This window comes from Sphingomonas sp. CFBP 8765 (assembly GCF_014841445.1).
In the GTDB taxonomy this organism is placed as follows: Bacteria; Pseudomonadota; Alphaproteobacteria; order Sphingomonadales; family Sphingomonadaceae; genus Sphingomonas; species Sphingomonas aerolata.
Map to the genome: position 1 here is coordinate 62,715 of NZ_JACYTY010000003.1, position 17,016 is coordinate 79,730.

Annotated in this window: 12 protein-coding genes and 1 tRNA gene; 3 read left to right on the forward strand and 10 right to left on the reverse strand. The window is 67.9% G+C overall.

The annotated features are described in order from the left end of the window. Window positions 1-9 precede the first annotated feature (9 nt). From IFT87_RS08835 to hemB, 3 genes are read right to left on the reverse strand one after another with little or no spacing between them, the layout of a single operon-like run. Window positions 10-2,223 carry a fused MFS/spermidine synthase gene (locus IFT87_RS08835; RefSeq protein WP_249403287.1) on the reverse strand — a complete coding sequence of 738 codons (2,214 nt, stop codon included), beginning with the start codon at window positions 2,221-2,223 and terminating at the stop codon, window positions 10-12. After that, entirely contained in the window at window positions 2,216-2,761 is a 546-nt protein-coding gene (locus tag IFT87_RS08840; protein WP_031441326.1) for a GNAT family N-acetyltransferase, read from the reverse strand. The genes IFT87_RS08835 and IFT87_RS08840 overlap by 8 nt, the downstream gene beginning before the upstream one ends. Continuing rightward, complete coding sequence (gene hemB / locus IFT87_RS08845; protein WP_031396015.1) at window positions 2,754-3,746, reverse strand: porphobilinogen synthase; 993 nt, start codon at window positions 3,744-3,746, stop codon at window positions 2,754-2,756. The genes IFT87_RS08840 and hemB overlap by 8 nt, the downstream gene beginning before the upstream one ends. A gap of 118 nt (window positions 3,747-3,864) precedes the next feature. On the opposite strand from hemB, the gene IFT87_RS08850 reads away from it, so the two are divergent. Then, window positions 3,865-4,812 carry a diacylglycerol/lipid kinase family protein gene (locus IFT87_RS08850; RefSeq protein WP_192008240.1) on the forward strand — a complete coding sequence of 316 codons (948 nt, stop codon included), beginning with the start codon at window positions 3,865-3,867 and terminating at the stop codon, window positions 4,810-4,812. Between the two features lie 8 nt (window positions 4,813-4,820). Here the strand turns inward: IFT87_RS08850 and IFT87_RS08855 are convergent, their stop codons facing one another. From IFT87_RS08855 to IFT87_RS08885, 7 genes are all read right to left on the reverse strand, one after another. Further along, window positions 4,821-6,290 (reverse strand): MATE family efflux transporter, encoded by a 1,470-nt coding sequence (locus IFT87_RS08855; protein WP_052149066.1) that lies wholly within the window; start codon window positions 6,288-6,290, stop codon window positions 4,821-4,823. A gap of 114 nt (window positions 6,291-6,404) precedes the next feature. Further along, entirely contained in the window at window positions 6,405-9,206 is a 2,802-nt protein-coding gene (locus IFT87_RS08860) for a valine--tRNA ligase (protein WP_192008244.1), read from the reverse strand. 39 nt (window positions 9,207-9,245) lie between these two features. Then, on the reverse strand, window positions 9,246-10,847 hold the full coding sequence (locus tag IFT87_RS08865; RefSeq protein WP_084215078.1) for a histidine kinase famiy protein: 1,602 nt from the start codon (window positions 10,845-10,847) through the stop codon (window positions 9,246-9,248). Between the two features lie 148 nt (window positions 10,848-10,995). Continuing rightward, window positions 10,996-11,607 (reverse strand): DUF2497 domain-containing protein, encoded by a 612-nt coding sequence (locus tag IFT87_RS08870; RefSeq protein WP_236559263.1) that lies wholly within the window; start codon window positions 11,605-11,607, stop codon window positions 10,996-10,998. Between the two features lie 35 nt (window positions 11,608-11,642). After that, window positions 11,643-13,172, reverse strand: coding sequence for a TolC family outer membrane protein (locus IFT87_RS08875; RefSeq protein ID WP_031441331.1), 1,530 nt, complete (start codon window positions 13,170-13,172; stop codon window positions 11,643-11,645). A gap of 8 nt (window positions 13,173-13,180) precedes the next feature. Next, a complete protein-coding gene (locus tag IFT87_RS08880; RefSeq protein ID WP_037529093.1) occupies window positions 13,181-13,810 on the reverse strand; it encodes a protein-L-isoaspartate O-methyltransferase family protein in 630 nt (209 codons plus the stop codon). A gap of 339 nt (window positions 13,811-14,149) precedes the next feature. Continuing rightward, window positions 14,150-15,223 carry a helix-turn-helix domain-containing protein gene (locus IFT87_RS08885; RefSeq protein ID WP_192008245.1) on the reverse strand — a complete coding sequence of 358 codons (1,074 nt, stop codon included), beginning with the start codon at window positions 15,221-15,223 and terminating at the stop codon, window positions 14,150-14,152. A 181-nt stretch (window positions 15,224-15,404) separates the two neighbouring features. On the opposite strand from IFT87_RS08885, the gene IFT87_RS08890 reads away from it, so the two are divergent. Continuing rightward, window positions 15,405-15,478 (forward strand) — tRNA-Cys (locus tag IFT87_RS08890). A gap of 254 nt (window positions 15,479-15,732) precedes the next feature. Further along, window positions 15,733-16,815 carry a cellulase family glycosylhydrolase gene (locus IFT87_RS08895; RefSeq protein ID WP_084215080.1) on the forward strand — a complete coding sequence of 361 codons (1,083 nt, stop codon included), beginning with the start codon at window positions 15,733-15,735 and terminating at the stop codon, window positions 16,813-16,815. Window positions 16,816-17,016 lie beyond the last annotated feature (201 nt).

Here is a 17,016-nt window from a genome sequence, read left to right on the forward strand (position 1 = left end):
CCCCGCAGCCTACCAGAGCCCCTTGAGCAGCGGCAGGATCGTCGAATAATCGTCGGTCCAGGCGGCCATGCCCTCGCGTGCGACGATCGGCTCCCAGCCCGAATTGCGTTGCCGGAGCAGAGCGATCGCCCGCGGGTCGCGCGACAGCGCGATCCAGTCCGATGGCGAGGGGTGATCGGCGTCGAGCGGCGAAGGACGATAGAGCAGGTGGACGGCGCGCCACCCCGCCTCGCGCGCGGCGGCCGCAACCACGGGTTCGAGGTCGATATAGCGGTTCGAGATATGGACGAGCAGCAGCCCGTTGCGCGACACCACGCGGCCATAGGTCGCAAACGCCTCGCGCGTCATCAGGTGCATCGGCACCGTATCGGAAGAGAAGGCATCGAGCGCGAGCAGGTCGAGGCTCGCGGTCCGCTCCGCCGCCAGCGCGATCCGCGCATCGCCGATCCGGATCACCGGATCGGGCAGGCAGCGCGACAGATAGCTGAACTGACCTGTATCGCGCGCGATCCGCACGACCGCCGGATCGATCTCGTAGAAACGCCACTGCTCGCCCGGACGCGCGTAGCAGGACAAGGTGCCCGTCCCCAGCCCGACGACACCGACCCGTGCTGCCGGGCCATAGAGCGGGCCGAGCGCTTGCATCGCCTGGCCCACGCCCGATCCGGCGACATAATAGGTGGTCGGCGTCCGCTCGCGCGCGGGCGAACCGCGCAGCTGGATGCCGTGGACGGTGGTGCCATGATCGAGCTCGCGGACCCCCTCGCCGTCGCGCACCGTGTAGACGCCGAAATAGCTGCGCTCACGCGCACCCCGCTCGGCGCTGAGTTCCAGCGCGCGATAGCCCCCGAACATCACCAGCGTGCTGGCGAGCACGACGACATAGGGCAGCCGTGCGCCAAGCGTGGCGAGGCCGATCGCGGCGACGATCAGGAAGGCCGCGCCCTGATGCTGGTCGCCCAATATGCCGTCCGGGTTGCTGATCCTGAGCCCGGCCGCCACCGCCATGACGAGAATGATGACCGCGAGCCCGAGATGGCGCCGTACCGCCGGCCCCGACCAGACCGCGCGAAACGTCGCCAGCAGGTACATCTGCGGCACCAGCACGCCGGCTGCCAGGATCAGCAGCGGATATTCATAGGTCCAGTCGAAGATCACGGGTGCCAGCAACGCCGCGAACACCCCGCCCAGCACGCCGCCGACCGACATTGCGAGATAGAAGCCCGTCAGCCGGTCGGGGGCCGGACGGCGGCGATACATGGCGGTGTGGAGCGCGACCGAGACCATGAACAGCAAGGTCAGCGCGATCGTCGCGCTGAACACAGGCTTGTCGTTGAACCCGCCCATGATCACCCCGCCGAACAGCAGGATCGTCACCGGGGCGATCCGGGTCAGCAGGTCGGCGAGCGTGCGGTCCTGCGCGAAGGCGATGGTGAAGCTGAGCAGATAGAGCCCGAGCGGCAGCACCCAGAGCAGCGGCATCGCGACGATATCGGTGGTGATATAGGTCGAGGTGGCGAGCATCAGCCCCGACGGCACCAGCGCGAGCGCGATCCAGTGGAGGATCCGCGCCGCGCCCGGCGCCGAGCTGGTCGCGGCGACATGCTCGGCCGACGCGGTGCGCGGCAGCCGCGTCGCGCAGAGTGCGACCAGCAGGACGAGCACCGCATAGCCTGCGGTCCACAACAGGCTCTGCCCGTGAATCGCCAGCAACGGCTCGACCACCAGCGGATAGGCGATCAGCCCCGCGAAGCTGCCGAGATTGGACGCCGCGTAAAGCGCATAGGGATCCGCGCCGCCGCTCGACGCGCTGAACCAGCGCTGGATCAGCGGCGCCTGTGCCGAGACCGCGAAGAACAGCGGCCCGATCGACAGGCCGAGCAGCCAAGGCACCCACACCGCAGGCTGCGCATCGGCGGGCAGATCGAGCGCGAACAGCCCGATCGGCAGCCACAAAGCCGCGACCGCGAGCACGCCGAGATGGATGACCGCCTGTGCGCGCGGCTTTACCCGCCCAAGCCAGTGCGCATAGGCATAGCCGCCGAGCAGCAGCGCCTGGTAGACGAGCATCGCCGAGTTCCACACCGCAGGCGCGCCGCCGAGCCGCGGCAGCGCCATGCGCGCGACCATCGGCTGGACGAGGAACAGCAGGAACGACCCTGCCAGGATCGTCGCGACGAACAGGACGCGGCACCACCGTGCCATCGGGGAAGGATCAGACATTGGTGGGGCGATGGATCCGATAGAGGACGTGCCGGCGCAGCGGGTCGGTGGCGGCGAGATCGGGATGGTCGAAATCGCCGTCCTCGACATGGGTCATGCCCAGCCGCTCCATCAGCGCGCGGCTGCGCATGTTGGCGGGAACCGTGATGGCGACGATATGCGCGACGGGCAGATGGGCCCAGCCCCAGGCGAGGCTCGCCGCCGCGGCTTCGGACGCATAGCCCTGCCCCCAGGCATGACGCGCGAGACGCCAGCCGATCTCGATCGCGCCGTCGATCGGCGGCTTGCCCGGTACCAGACCGCAAAAGCCGAGAAACGCGGCATCCGCCTTGCGTTCGATCGCCCAGAAGCAATGCCCCGACGTGCGCTGCCGCTCGACCATCCGGCCGACCGCCGCCTGCGTCTCGGCGAGCGTCGCCGGCGGCCCGAGAAAGCGCATCACATCGGGGTCACGCCCCATCGCCGCAAAGGGCTCGACGTCGGCGTCCCGCCACGCGCGCAGGATGAGACGCTCGGTCTCGAGCCTGAACTCATCCATTCAGGAGCCGGGCCGCGTGTGCCGCATGATAGGTCAGCACGCCCGAACAGCCGGCGCGCTTGAACGCCATCAGCGTCTCGAGCACCAGCGCGTCACGGTCGCCCGCGCCCGCTGCGGCCGACGCCTCGATCATCGCATATTCGCCCGACACCTGATAGGCGAAGACCGGCACCTCGAACGCCTGGCGGACGCGGACGATGATGTCGAGATAGGGCAGGCCCGGCTTGACCATCACCGTATCGGCGCCCTCGGCGAGATCCATCGCGACCTCGCGCAGCGCCTCCTCGGCATTGGCGTTGTCCATCTGGTACGTCTTCTTGTCGCCCTTCAGCAGCCCGCGGCTGCCGACCGCATCGCGGAACGGGCCGTAGAAGGCGCTCGCATATTTGGCGGCATAGGACATGATCTGGACGTTGTGATGCGACTCCGCCTCGAGCGCGGTGCGGATCATGCCGATCCGGCCGTCCATCATGTCGCTGGGCGCGATGATGTCCGCGCCCGCCGCCGCCTGGTTCAGCGCCTGCGCGACGAGCATCTCTGCGGTCGTGTCGTTGACGACATAGCCCGCGGCGTCGACCAGCCCGTCATGGCCGTGGCTGGTATAGGGGTCGAGCGCGACGTCGGTCAGCACGCCGACCTCGGGCACCGCATCTTTGAGCGCACGGATCGCCTGGCACATCAGATTGTCGGGGTTGAGCGCCTCGCGACCATCTTCGGTGCGACGCTCGGGCTGGGTGTAGGGGAACAGCGCGATGCACGGGATGCCGAGGTCACGCGCTTCGCGACCGCGCGCGACGATCTGGTCGACCGACCAGCGCGAAACGCCGGGCAGGCTGGCGATCGGTTGCTCGACGCCCTCCCCCTCGACGACGAACAGCGGCCAGATCAGATCGGCCGGCGTGAGGACGGTCTCGGCATGGAGCCGGCGGCTCCAGTCGGACGAGCGAGTGCGGCGCAGGCGCAGCGCGGGATAGCTTGCGGACATGGCGCGGCTTTTGCGGGATGGACGCCGCGCAGGCAAGCGTTACGGTCGGCGCGAACGAAACCGATCGCTGCCGATTCGGCCTCGGGGACGCATTTCCCTTTCGCGCGTTGGGCCTCGCATGACCGCCATCACCACAGACACGACCCAGGCGCCCGATACCGGGCCGGCGCGCGACCGGCCGATCCGCTCCGCCGCGCTCGTGGTGAACGCGAAATCGCGCAAAGGACAGGCGCTGTTCAAGCGCGCCTGCGCGGCGATGTCCGGGCTTCCCTATGAGGTCGACGCGCATGCGGTCGAGAACCCCGAGGATCTGGAACCCACCGTCCGCCGGGCGCTCGCCGCCAAGCCCGATCTGCTGATCCTGGGCGGTGGCGACGGCACGATCAGCGGGCTCGTCGACCTGATGGTCGGGCACGACGTCATCCTCGGCGTGCTTCCGCTCGGGACCGCGAACAGCTTTGCGCGGACGCTCGGCATTCCGCTGACGATCGAAGGCGCGGTCGAGGTCATCCGGACGGGTGCGCCGCGGCGGATCGATCTCGGCATGATCGACGGCGATTACTTCGCCAATTGCGCGGCGATGGGGATCAGCCCGAAGATCGCCGAGACGGTCCCGCACGGCCTCAAGAAGATACTCGGCCGGGTCGGCTATCTAGGCTGGGCGGCGTATCAGTTCATCCGCTTCCGCCCGTTCACGCTGATCGTCGGCGAGGGCCCGGACGCGGTGCGGATGCGCGTCGTCGAGGTGCGGATCTCGAACGGCCCCTATCATGGCGGGACCGAGCTGGTCGACGCGGCGGCGGTCGATTCGGGCGAGATCGTCGTTCAGGCGGTGATGGGCAAGATGAAGCGGCGACTGGTGCAGAACTGGGTCGCCAGCGTCTTCCGTCACGAATCGCGCCACGAGGAGGTCCGCGACTTCCGCGGCAAGAGCATGCGCGTCGACACGATCCCCAAGCTGCCGATCTCGATCGATGGCGAGGTGCTCGCCAAGACCCCGGTGACTGCCAGGATCGCCGCCGGGATCATCCAGGTCATGGCCCCGGTGACGCCGCCCCAAACCTAGGGCGGCGCTCAGCCGACCGGCATGGATCGGCTGGCGGGCTCGCAATCCGCCTTGGCTGCCTCGCCTGCCTCGTGTGCGGCGGGCTCGGTAACGATCCGGCCCTTGCGCCAGCCGCCATGCAGGTAATAGCCGATCGTCAGCAGCATCGAGGCGAGCGACCCCGCGGGAAAGCTCCACCAGATCGCATCCGCGCCGATCATCGGCTCGAGCGCATAGGCGAGCCCGAACCGTACCGGCCCCATCGCGACCGCGAGGATCAGCAGCGGCCCGACCACCGCGCCGTTCGCGCGGACCGTCGCCGACAGCACCATCGACACGCCGAACAGGATGAAGCTCCACCCCGCGATCAGATTGATCCGCGTCGCGATGCCGATCGCGCCGGTATCCTGCCCGAGGAACAGCCACAGCACGTGCCGGTCGAGCAACGTCAGCAGCGCCACGAGCCCGCCGGTCAGCGCCAAGTTCATCATCAGCCCCGCGCGCGTGATCCGGTCGACCCGGTCCCAGCGCCCCGCACCGATATTCTGCGCCGCCATTGCGCTGACCGCCGCACCGACCGCCATCGCGGGCATCTGCACATAGGTCCAGAGCTGGTTGGCGGCGCCATAGGCGGCGGTCGTGGTGGTGCCGTGCCGGTTGACCAGCCCGATCATCGCCAGTGCCGATGTCGAGACGACGAGCATCTGCAATCCCATCGGGACGCCCTTCACGACGATCGTCTTCAGCAGCGCACGATCGGGCAGGATGTAGCGCAGTTCCGCGCCGCGCAGCCGGATCGGCAGGTCCTTCGCATAGATATAGGCGAGCAATGCGACGAACGAGACCGTGTTGGCGATCAGCGTAGCGAGCGCGGATCCCTCGATCCCCAGCGCGGGGATCGGCCCCCAGCCGCGGATCAGCAGCGGGTTGAGCGCGACGTCGACGACCGATCCGAGCGCCATGAACTTCAGCGGGGTCAGCGAATCACCCGTCCCCCGCAGCGCCATCGTCAGCAGCACCGTCAGGAACCCCGCGGGCATCGCGACGAAGATCACGCGCAGATAGGCGAGCGCGAGCGGATAGACTTCGGCGGGCGTCGCCAGCACGCGCAGGATCGCCGGCGCGACCAGCCAGCCGATCCCCACCGTCAGCACCGAGATGATCGTGAACAGCCCGAACGACGTGCCGAGCACGCGGCGCACCGCATCGATGTCGCGCCGCCCCATATTCTGGCCGATCAGGATCGTCGACGCCATGCCGAAGCCGAACACCGCGGCGACCAGCAGGAACATGATGATGTTCGCGTTGGTCGTCGCTGCCAGCGCGCGCTCGCCGAGAAACTGGCCGATCCACACCGCGTTGATCGAACCGTTGAGCGATTGCAGGACCGACGATCCGAGCGTCGGCAGCGCGAACGCCAGCAACGTCTTGCCGATCGGCCCCGTGGTCAGGTCGCGCTGGCCGGTCCTTGGTGCAGCCGTGTCCGTCGCATCAGGCATCGCAGTCGGGTCCCCTCCCCTTTGCAGGCGAGGTCAGGACCATCCCCGACCCCGCATGCTCGCAGCACGCGTACGCACACCCCGGCCCCGTCCCGCACAGCGGACGGGGTCAGGTCAGCCCAGCCGTCCCAGCGCCGCCTGCAGCCGCGCGGCTTCGGCGGCCTTGTCGGCATGGTCCGCCTTGGCCTTCTCGACCGCTTCGGGCTTGGCGCGCTCGACGAAGCTTGCATTGCCGAGCCTCCCTGCGAGCGCGTCGCGCTCCTTCTCCGCCGCCGCGATCGCCTTGGTCAGGCGGGTACGTTCGGCGTCGAGATCAATCACGCCCTCGAGCGGCAGGACGAAGGTCGCCTCGTCGACCACGACCTGCGCCGCGCCGCCGGTGGCTTCGCCCTCGGCATGCGTGACGCGCGCGAGGCGTGCGAGCGCGGGGGCCTGGCGTTCGAGCCGTGCGAGCGTCGCCGCATTCGCATCGCGAACGTGCAGCGGCAGCCGCGCACCCGGCGGCACGTTCAGCTCGTTGCGCGCGGTGCGGATCTCGCCGACGAGTCGGATCAGCCAGTCGACCTCCCTGCTCGCCTCGGGATCGAGCGAGCGCGCATCCGCCATCGGCCACTGCGCGACGATCAGGTCGTGATCGCGCGGGCCCATCGCGTGCCACAGTTCCTCGGTGATGAACGGCATGAACGGATGCAGCAGCACCAGAATCTGGTCGAGCACCCAGCCCGCGACCGCCTTCGATTCGTCGTCGATCTGACCGCGGACGTCATCGACCATCTGCGGCTTGATGAGTTCGAGATACCAGTCGCAGAACCGGCTCCACGCGAACTGGTAGATCGCGTTGGCGGCGCCGTCGAAGCGGTAGTCGGCGAGCGCGAGGTCGACCTGCTGCACGGTCGCGATCGTCTCGGCGATGATCCACTTGTTGACCGCGAGCTCCGCGCGGGGGGCTTCGAGAGTCGTGCTCGCGACGATGCCGTTGGCCTGCGCGAACCGCGCCGCGTTCCACAGCTTGGTCGCGAAGTTGCGATAGCCCTCGACGCGCTTCTCATCCATCTTGATGTCGCGGCCCTGGCTTTCCATCGCCGCCATGAAGAAGCGCAGTGCATCGGCGCCATATTGGTCGATCAACCCGAGCGGGTTGACGACATTGCCCTTCGACTTGGACATCTTCGCGCCGTCCGCCGCGCGGACGAGGCCGTGCAGGTAGAGCGTGCGGAACGGCACGTCTTTCATGAAGTGCAGCCCCTGCATCATCATCCGCGCGTTCCAGAAGAACAGGATGTCGAAGCCGGAGATGAGCACGTCGTTGGGGTAACGGCCGCCGAGTTGCGATCCAGAGGCAAGCCCCTCCCCTTCAGGGGAGGGGTTGGGGTGGGGAGCCGCCCCGCGCGCGTCGGTCTCGATGAGATGGGACGGCCCCACCCCTTGCCCCTCCCCTGAAGGGGAGGGGTAAGAAGTGCCGTCCCAGCCTAGCGTTGCGAAAGGCCAGAGCGCGGAGGAGAACCATGTGTCGAGCACGTCCGGATCGCGCACCAGCGTCACGCCCGCGCCGGCGAGCGCCTGCGCTTCGGCCTCGGTTTCAGCCACGTACGGCGTACCGTCGGGCCCGAACCATGCCGGGATCTGATGCCCCCACCACAGCTGCCGCGACACGCACCAGGGCTGGATGTTCTCCATCCAGTTGAAGAACGTCTTCTCCCAGGTCTTCGGCACGATATCGATCGCGCCGACGCGCACCGCCTCGATCGCGGGCTGGGCGAGCGTTTTGGCGTCGACATACCATTGGTCGGTCAGCCACGGCTCGATCACCACGCCCGAGCGATCGCCGTACGGCGTCTGGATCGTGCGCGGCTCGGCGTCGTGCTCGACGCCGTCCTTGTCGAGATGCGCGATCAGGAAGCCCTCGGCCTTCAGCTGCGCGACGACGGCTTTCCGCGCCTCCGCGGTCGTCAGCCCGAGCAGGTCGGCGGGGATCAGCCCGTCGGTCACTTGCACGACGCGCGCCTTGGCATCGAGCATGTTGAGCATCGCGCCCGCGGCCATGCCGGCGCGCTTGCCGACCTCGAAATCGTTGAAGTCATGCCCCGGCGTGATCTTCACCGCGCCCGATCCGAGCTCGGGATCTGCATGGTCGTCGGCGATGATCGGGATCAGTCGGCCGGTGATCGGCAGCTTCACCTGCTTGCCGATCAGCGCGGTGTAGCGCGCGTCCGACGCGTTCACCGCGACCGCCATGTCGGCGAGCATCGTCTCGGGCCGCGTCGTCGCGACCTCGATGAACCCCGATCCGTCGGCGAGCGGATAGCGCAGGTGCCAGAAGCTGCCCTTGATCTCGCGCGTCTCGACCTCGAGGTCGCTGATCGCGGTGCCGAGGCCCGGATCCCAGTTCACCAGGCGCTTGTCGCGGTAGAGCAGCCCCTGCTTGTGCAGGTCAACGAACACCTTGAGGACGGCCTTCGAAAAGCCCTCGTCCATCGTGAAGCGCTCGTTCGCCCAGTCCATCGAACAGCCCAAGCGGCGGAGCTGCTGCGTGATCTCGCCGCCGCTCTCTTCCTTCCACGCCCAGACCTTGGCGATGAAATCCTCGCGCGACAGGTCGGTGCGCTTCTGCGGCGGGGTCATCGCGCCCATCTGGCGCTCGACGACCATTTGCGTCGCGATGCCGGCGTGATCGGTGCCGACCACCCAGAGCGCGTCCTTGCCCTTGAGGCGGGCGTGGCGCGTCAGGATGTCCTGCAGCGTGTTGTCGAGCGCATGGCCGATATGCAGGCTGCCGGTGACGTTGGGCGGCGGGTTGACGATCGTCCAGGGTTCCGCGTTCGGGCGGTCGGGGCGGAACTGGCCGCTGGCCTCCCAATGCGCGTACCAGCGCGATTCGATGGAGGCGGGGTCGAAGGTTTTGGGAAGCTCGCTCATACCCCGTGCCTTAGCGAGCGTGTCCGGGCTAGACCAGCCTCACGTCCGCGCCCCCGGCTTGTCGAGCACCGCCCGGATCCGGTCGTTCAACTCATTCCGCCGATAGGGTTTGCGGATCAGTTCGAACGACCGGCTGCCCTCGTCGATCGCCTCGTCGGCAAAGCCCGTCGTCAGCAGCACCGCGGTGTGCGGATAGTCGCGCCGCACCGACTGGGCCAGCGTGACGCCGTTCATGCCGCCGGGCATCAGGATATCGGTGAACAGCAGGCGGAATTCGGAGTCCTGACGGAGCGTGTCCAGCGCGGCGCGCGCGCTGTTGACCAGGACGACGTCATAGCCGAGATCCTCGAGGATCGTCCGCCCCAGCTCGCCCACTTCGCGCTGATCCTCGACCATCAGCACGCGCTCGGCGCCGCCCGCGTGGGGTGCGATCGGCCCCGCCGTCTTGCGCTCGACCGCGCCGCTCGCACGCGGGAAGTAGAGCGAGAATTCGGCACCGCCCCCGCTGAGGTTGCGCACCGTCGCAAGGCCGCCCGACTGGCGCACGAATCCGTAGACCATCGCGAGACCCAGCCCGGCACCCTTGCCCATCTCCTTCGTCGTGAAAAAGGGTTCGAAGATCTTATCGACGGTCCCGGGATCGATCCCCGGCCCGTTGTCGCGAATGCTCAGGACGACATATTCGCCGGGCTCCAGCCTCGCGACACCGCCATCCTCGGGAAGGACGGCGTTGCGCGTCGTGATCGTAATCTCGCCCGTGCCGTCGAGCGCGTCGCGGGCATTGGCGATGATGTTGAGCAGCGCCATCTCGGCCTGCACCGGATCGACGCGGCAATTCCACAGATCGGTCGCCAGGTCGCGCTTCAGCGTGATTCCACTGCCGATGCTGCGGTCGAGAATTGGCCGAAAATCGCCCAGCAGCTGGTTGAGATTCATCAACCGGTCGCGCAATTCCTGCTTGCGCGCAAAGGCGAGCAGCTGTTGCGTGAGCGTCGCCGCGCGCGAGGCCGAGGTCGAGATCGCATCGACCGCCCGCCGCGCGGATCGATCGCCCGCGTCGATCCGCGCGTCGAGGATGTCGGCATAGCCCTGGATGACCTGCAGCAGATTGTTGAAGTCGTGCGCAATCCCTCCGGTCAGCTTGCCGACCGCCTCCATCCGCTGCGCCTCGTGCAGCGCCTCCTCCGCCTCGCGGCGGCGCGAGATGTCCAGCTGGCTCGCGAAGAAATAGCGCAGCTCGCCGTCGTCGCCGAACACGGGCGAGACGTAGAGCGCGTTCCAGAAGGTCGAGCCGTTCTTGCGATAGTTGAGCATCTCGACCGAGACTTCCTCACGCTTGGCGATCGCGGCGCGTAATTCGCCGACGACCGTGCGGTCGGTCTCGGGGCCCTGCAGGAAGCGGCAATTATAGCCCAGGATCTCGTCCTGCGAATAGCCGGTCATGAACGAGAAGGCATCGTTGCAGAAGATGATCGGATTGTCGGGCCGATGCGGGTCGGTCACCACCATCGGCATTCGCGTGGTCCGCACCGCCGCGAAGAAGATGTCGCTGCTGGCATCGGCCGGCGCGATATCGCCCCGGACGCCCTGAGCGGCGAGACGGGCGGGGATTTCAGGCTCGGACACGCTGTGATCGGACATTTGCCAACAACCATAGCGGAACCGTCACGGTTCCGCTCGTCGTGACATTACAGTCGTTTGGACCAGGACCCGGCGAGCATCGTCCGATCGTCGCAGGTCGGCCGGGTCCCGATACAGGCCGCAGCGCGAAACGCTGCGGCCGGCCCGGTCAGGGCTGCTGGTTCATGATCTTGGCGATCTCACGCGCGACCATGTCCTCGACCATGTCGGGCAGGTTCGCGTCGATCCATTCGCGCAGCATCGGGCGCAGCATCTCGCGGACCAGACCCTCGAGTGTGCCGTCGCTGCTTCCCTCGGGCTTGACCATCATCCGCGTCAGCGCCTCGAGCGGCGCACGCGTCGCCGCCGCGGTTTCGCGCGACATGATCGGCTGGGCCGGCTCTTCTGCAGGCTGCGGAGCATGCTGCTGGGGCGCATGAGAGGCTGTGGGCGCGACATGCGGTGCGACATGAGGCTGGGGCTGGCTGCGCGGCGGCGCCTGGCGTGGTTCCGGCGCGGCGTCGACCGAGGTCAGCACCGGCGATTTCGGCGGGCGGGGGGTGCGGTCAACCATCGGCATCGGGTCGCTCAGTTCGAGGATTTCATCGTCGTCGATCGCGTCGTCGTCGTAATCGGCCGCGTAATCGGTGGCCGCCGATGCGGGCATCGCCCGCTGGTGGCGCCGCTGGCGGCTCGGCATGCCGTCGCCTTCTTCGGCAATGATGCGTTTGATCGACGAGAGGATTTCCTCCATCGACGGCTCCGCGCTGATATCCCCCATACGGACCATTCCAAACCCCGTCGCCCCACGCGCCCCTATTGGCGGCTCGGCGCATCCTTACCTGTCGTCAATGCCGGGTTCCTGTCAACCGGGCTGTCGAGCAACGGGTCAAGTTCACGGCGTACGGCGGCGTCCTGCGTGGGCGACTGGACGGTACGCGTCGCGACCGGCACCGGCTCGCCATCACCGCCCCAGTCCCATATCTTCTTGTGGACGCGGTCGTAATTGGCGACCGGATCGTACAACACGCCGCCGTCGAGGCCGAGGTCGCGCGCCTCCGCCTGCCCCATCGCCGCGAGCAGCGCGAAGCCCGCGACATAGGCGTCGCGCCGCGCCGTCACGAGCGTGACCTGGCTGTTGAGCAGCTCCTGCTCGGCGTTGAGGATGTCGAGGATCGTGCGTGTGCCGACGCTGTTCTCCGCCCGGACACCCTCGAGGCTGAGCTTGTTCGCGTTGACCGCGGTTTCGGACGACTGGATCACCTGTTCCGACGAACGCCAGACGGCATAGGCCGAGCGCGCCTGCGCGATCACATTGCGCTCGGCGGCGGTGACATTCTCGATCGCGCGGCTTTGAAACGCCTCGGCCTGGCGGACCTGCGCGGCGGGACGACCGCCCTGGAACAGCGGCATCGTCAGCGACAGGCCAGCCTGTACCGCCTTGTTCGCATTGGGAAAGGTGTTGATGCTGCCGTCGGTCGTCGATGCCGATCCGAGATAGTTGGTGTAGCTGGCGCCGCCGGTCGCACTGATCTGCGGCAGGCGGCTCGCCCGCGCGACACCGACATCGTACCGTGTCGCGTCGCGTTCCTTCGCCGCCGCGATCAGCACGGGATTATTGTCGATCGCTACCGTCACCGCCAGGGCGGGGCTGTCGGGCAGATGCGGGAGGGTCGGCGGCGTATCGAGCGTGCCGGCGGGCGTGCCGACAAAGCGGATATAGTTTTCCCGGCTGGTGATCAGCTGCGCCTCGGCCGACTGGAGCTGCGCCCGCGCGAGCGCAAGCCGTGCCTCGGACTGGGCGACATCGGTGCGGGTCAAGTCGCCGACCTGAAACCGGTCGCGGCTGGCCTGGAGATTGATGTCGAGCACGCGAACATTCTGCGTGTTCAGGCCGACGATCGCCTCGTCGCGGATCACGTCCATATAGGCGCCGACGACGTTGGTGAACAGATCGGCCTCGGTACCGCGCAGCGTCGCGCGGCCCGCCTCGACCCGCGTCTTGGCCGCGGCGACCGAGTTGCGCACCTGCCCGCCCTGATAGAGCGGCACGGAGACGTTCGCGCGAGCAACGACCTGACGCGGCAAGGCGATGAAGCTGTTCGCGGCGGTCACGACGAACTCGGTGTAATCGCCGGTCGCATTCGCCGAAGGCAACCCTGAGGCACGCGCGATCGGGACATTCTCGTCGGTCGCACGCAGCGTCGCGCGCTGCGCCGTGATCGTCGGGTTGGTCGTATAGGCCTTGACCAGCGCCTCGCGGAGCGTCTCCGCATGGACCGGTGCAGCGCTGTATAGCAGCGCAACACCCGAGAGCAGACGGCGGACTTGAGCGGCGCGCGGCATGATGTGCCTCAGAACTTGAAGGGTTTGGGTGTTTCGAAACCCGGCAGCGTCACGCACTCGACATCGACGAACGCCGCGAGTGCAAAGCCGCCATCGGTCTTTCGTCCCGATGCGAGCCGGGTCACGCCGCGATCCGCGATCCCGGCGACGATGCGGCCGCCCGACCGGATCTGCGCCACCAGCGTGTCGGGGATCGCCTCGACCGCGCCGTCGATGACGAGCACGTCATAGGGCGCGCCCGCGGCATGGCCCTGTGCCATCGGCCCCTCGACCAGTTCGACCGTCGGCGTGGCGCCCAGCGCGTCGCGCGCGGTGCCGAGCAAGGCCGCATCGCTATCGACCGCGACCACCGTACCGACGATCTCGGCGAGAACCGCGGCAGTGTAGCCCGTCGCAGCGCCGATCAGCAGGACCCGGTCGGTGGCGGTCAGATAGGCCTCGGTGAGCAACCGGCCGGTCGCCATCGGCAGGTTGGCGTAACGACCGCCGCCGAGCGGGATCGGCGCGTCGCGATAGGCGATCGACCGGACATCGTCAGGCACGAACGCCTCGCGCGGCACCCGCGCCATCGCTGCGACGACGCGCTGGTCACTGACCGCGTTGGTGCGCAGCTGGCTGGCCACCATGGCGTGACGCATGACCGCGAAGTCGGGACCGCCGTCGGACGTGCCGACAGCCGCACGCGTGCGGGTAGTGGAGTTCGTATCGAGGCTGATCGTCGTCATGGTCCATCCTGTCGCACAGCTGTTTTAGTTGCGCAATACACTTGTTCGCTTGCGTCAATCTCTACCGTGCCGCCAGCGTCGCGCCAAGCGACCTGTCGCGAATCGCGCGAGACGGCCCGGCTCGGAACGGCACAGAGGTCGGAATGGCACAGGGGCCGGATGCCGGGACTAGGGCGCCCCGCCCGCCCGTGTGACACCGAAATGCCGCGGGCGGGACGCCGAGGGCGCACGCAGAATGCGGCAACACCTCGCTCAGGCGCCTAGCACGGGCGCGCCCTGATCGGGCATCGGAATTTCCGCCGGGTCGATGACGGGGGTGGGCGTGGAATCACGGGCGGGATCGATCCTAGGTGCCCGGCGGGCGGGCACCGCGTTGATGATCCGCTCGCTCGTTTCGGCGGGAACCTGCAGCGCCTGGGTCGGCGCGCCGAGCACCGCGGCGCGCGCGCGGACGCTCGCGTCGAGAAACGGCGTGCTCATCGCCATGAACCGCCGCGGCGTCATCCCGAGAAACGTGCCGGCGTCGCGCAGGAAATGCGACACGTCGAAATAGCTCGGGTCGATCGCCGAATAGTCGGTGCCGCCAGGCGTCCGGAACACGCGCAGGAACGAGCGCAGGAACCGCGCGCGCCGCAGCAGCATCTTGGGGGTGAATCCGAAATGACGCACCGCCAGCCGCCGCAGCGTGTCGGGGCTGATCGCGAGCTTGCCCGCGACCGCGGCGACGTCATCGCCGCCGTCCTGCCCGATCAGCCGGGTGAGCTGCCGGATCGTCGCGGATTCGCGGTGCGGCGGCCCGAGCAGGTCGCACAGGATGGCATCGAGGATCGGCGCGACCTGATCATCGCGTTCGGCCGCCCGCAGCGCGCTCGTCAGACGCTGGGTCGCCACCGGCCCGAGCGCGTCGGCAAGCGGCACGATCCGGTCGCGATACTCCGCCGCCGACCGGGTGAACAACCGGCTCCAGGCCAGCGCGCTGACCCCGAACCCGATCATGATGCCGCCATTGGTCGTCGCCTTCAGCGCGGTCCCCGTCGGGCCGTACAGCGTCGCCGCCGGCAGGGGGCCGAAGGTCCGCCGGCCGATCGCCACGCTGATCGGCCCCGCCTCGAACGCGAACCGGACATTGGCCGTCCCCGGCAGGAAGCGGTTGACCTGGCCGATGCTGGCCGGACCGGTCGCGCGATAGACATGGTAGCCGGTGATGAGGTCGGTGAGCGCGTCGCAGGGCTGGTCATATCGGATCGCCATCCCCGCGGGCATCGCGAAGACATCGGGCGCCAGCCCTGCGCGGTTCGTTCCCCCGGACACCTGCATCACGTCCAAAAGACACTCCATATGAAGCCAGGGATTGGACCGTATCGTGCCCAATCCATCGCCGACGTGCAAGCCGTCCCCCACTCGGCACCGCACCGCCGTGGCACACCCCACGACTATTTTAGCCCACAAACGCGATCGCCCGGTTGACCCGCCGCACAAAAGCCCGCATTTGCGCGCTCCGCATCGAGGCCCGATGGCGGAGTGGTGACGTAGAGGACTGCAAATCCTCGCACCCGGGTTCGATTCCCGGTCGGGCCTCCAGTTTCATATCCTAATCGTCGCCACATCAAGCGATGCACTGCGGCGTTCGCGTTCGGCGGTGTGATGTGCGCGGATCTGGACGGCGCTTCGCCAGGCATGAGCTCTATCCAGGGACACTTCCCCGCGATAACGCGGCCCTCGCGGCGTCAGACCCCGGCCCCTGATCGACGCCAGGCATCCCGACATTCGATGATAGGGAGGCGGATCCGAAGCGCGACCGATTCGCTTTCACCCTTATTCGCCAGGTACATGTCATGACCCGACCATCGATCGCCGCCGGCCTTGTCGGCCTTGCCATCGCCGCCGCCGGACTGGGCTGTCCGGCCTCGGCCGCGCCCTCCCCGCAGCGCATGCAGCCGCCCCCCGCACCCCAAAAAGCAAACGCGCCCGTCAGATCCAGCGCGAGCACCAACGTCCGTATCAGGGGCCCCGTCTTCGGTGTGAACATTGCCGGGTGCAGCTTTGTCGCCGACGGTACGCTCTGCCCGACGCCGGCGTCGGTCCGCGCCTATCTCGACAAGGGGTTCACGATGGTCCGCCTGCCGTTCAAGGGACCGCAGATGGCGGACCCCGCGATCCGCAGGAAATTGGTGGCAGCGACGCGGGCTGCGCTCGACCGCGGTGCCTATGTCGTGCTCGATCGTCACGACTATAGCTGGCCATCGGTATCCGAACAGGTCGCGTTCTGGACGTCGCTGATGGCGAGCATGCCGCGATCCGACCGGATCATCATCGACCCGATGAACGAGCCGAGGCATTTCGACGATCCGGTGCTGACCAACGACTGGGATCAATGGGCGCGCGATACCAACCAGATCATCGCGGGCCTGCGCGCTGCGGGGATCCGCAATGTCATCGCGCCGGAATATCCCGGGTCGTCCGCCACCTTCCGGCTGCGCAAGCGCGAGGACGCCGCCAAGCCGTCCGAAAGCGCGCTGGTCGCCCTCGACCGCGCGGGCGGGCTGAAGGATCCGCTAGGCCTAACCATCATCAACGGGCACCGCTATTTCGACAAGGGGTCGAGCGGAACCCAGCCGAGCTGCACGGGGACGCCGGGCTATGACAATTTCGCGTCCGAGCTGCGGGCGCGCGGGTTGAAGGGGATCATCACCGAATCGGCGTTCGGACGCGCTGGGGCGATACCGCCGAGCTGCGAGGCGGCAGGCGCAGCGGCGATCGCCTATCTCAAAACCAATGCCGATACGGTCGTCGGCGTGACCTGGTGGGGCGGTGGCGCGGCCTGGAACGAGCGGTATCTGTTCAAGATCGAGCCGAAAAAGGGCAGTTTCGGCCCCAAGCACAAGGACGCCTATCTCGACCGCCTGCTCGGCCGCTGACCCCGCGCGGTTGTGGCCGGGCAGGATAAAATCGGACTTACGATACCCAATTTCGGGACGGCGGCATCACCGCTGGTGCGGCCGTCTCCCGAAGGAAAAGCGCGATTGGGAGTATGCGCACTTCTTGCATTGCCGCACCCAAGTCTCGCCACCGGCCTCATCCACTGAAACAACGCGCCATTCGCCGAGGCGATGCCAGCA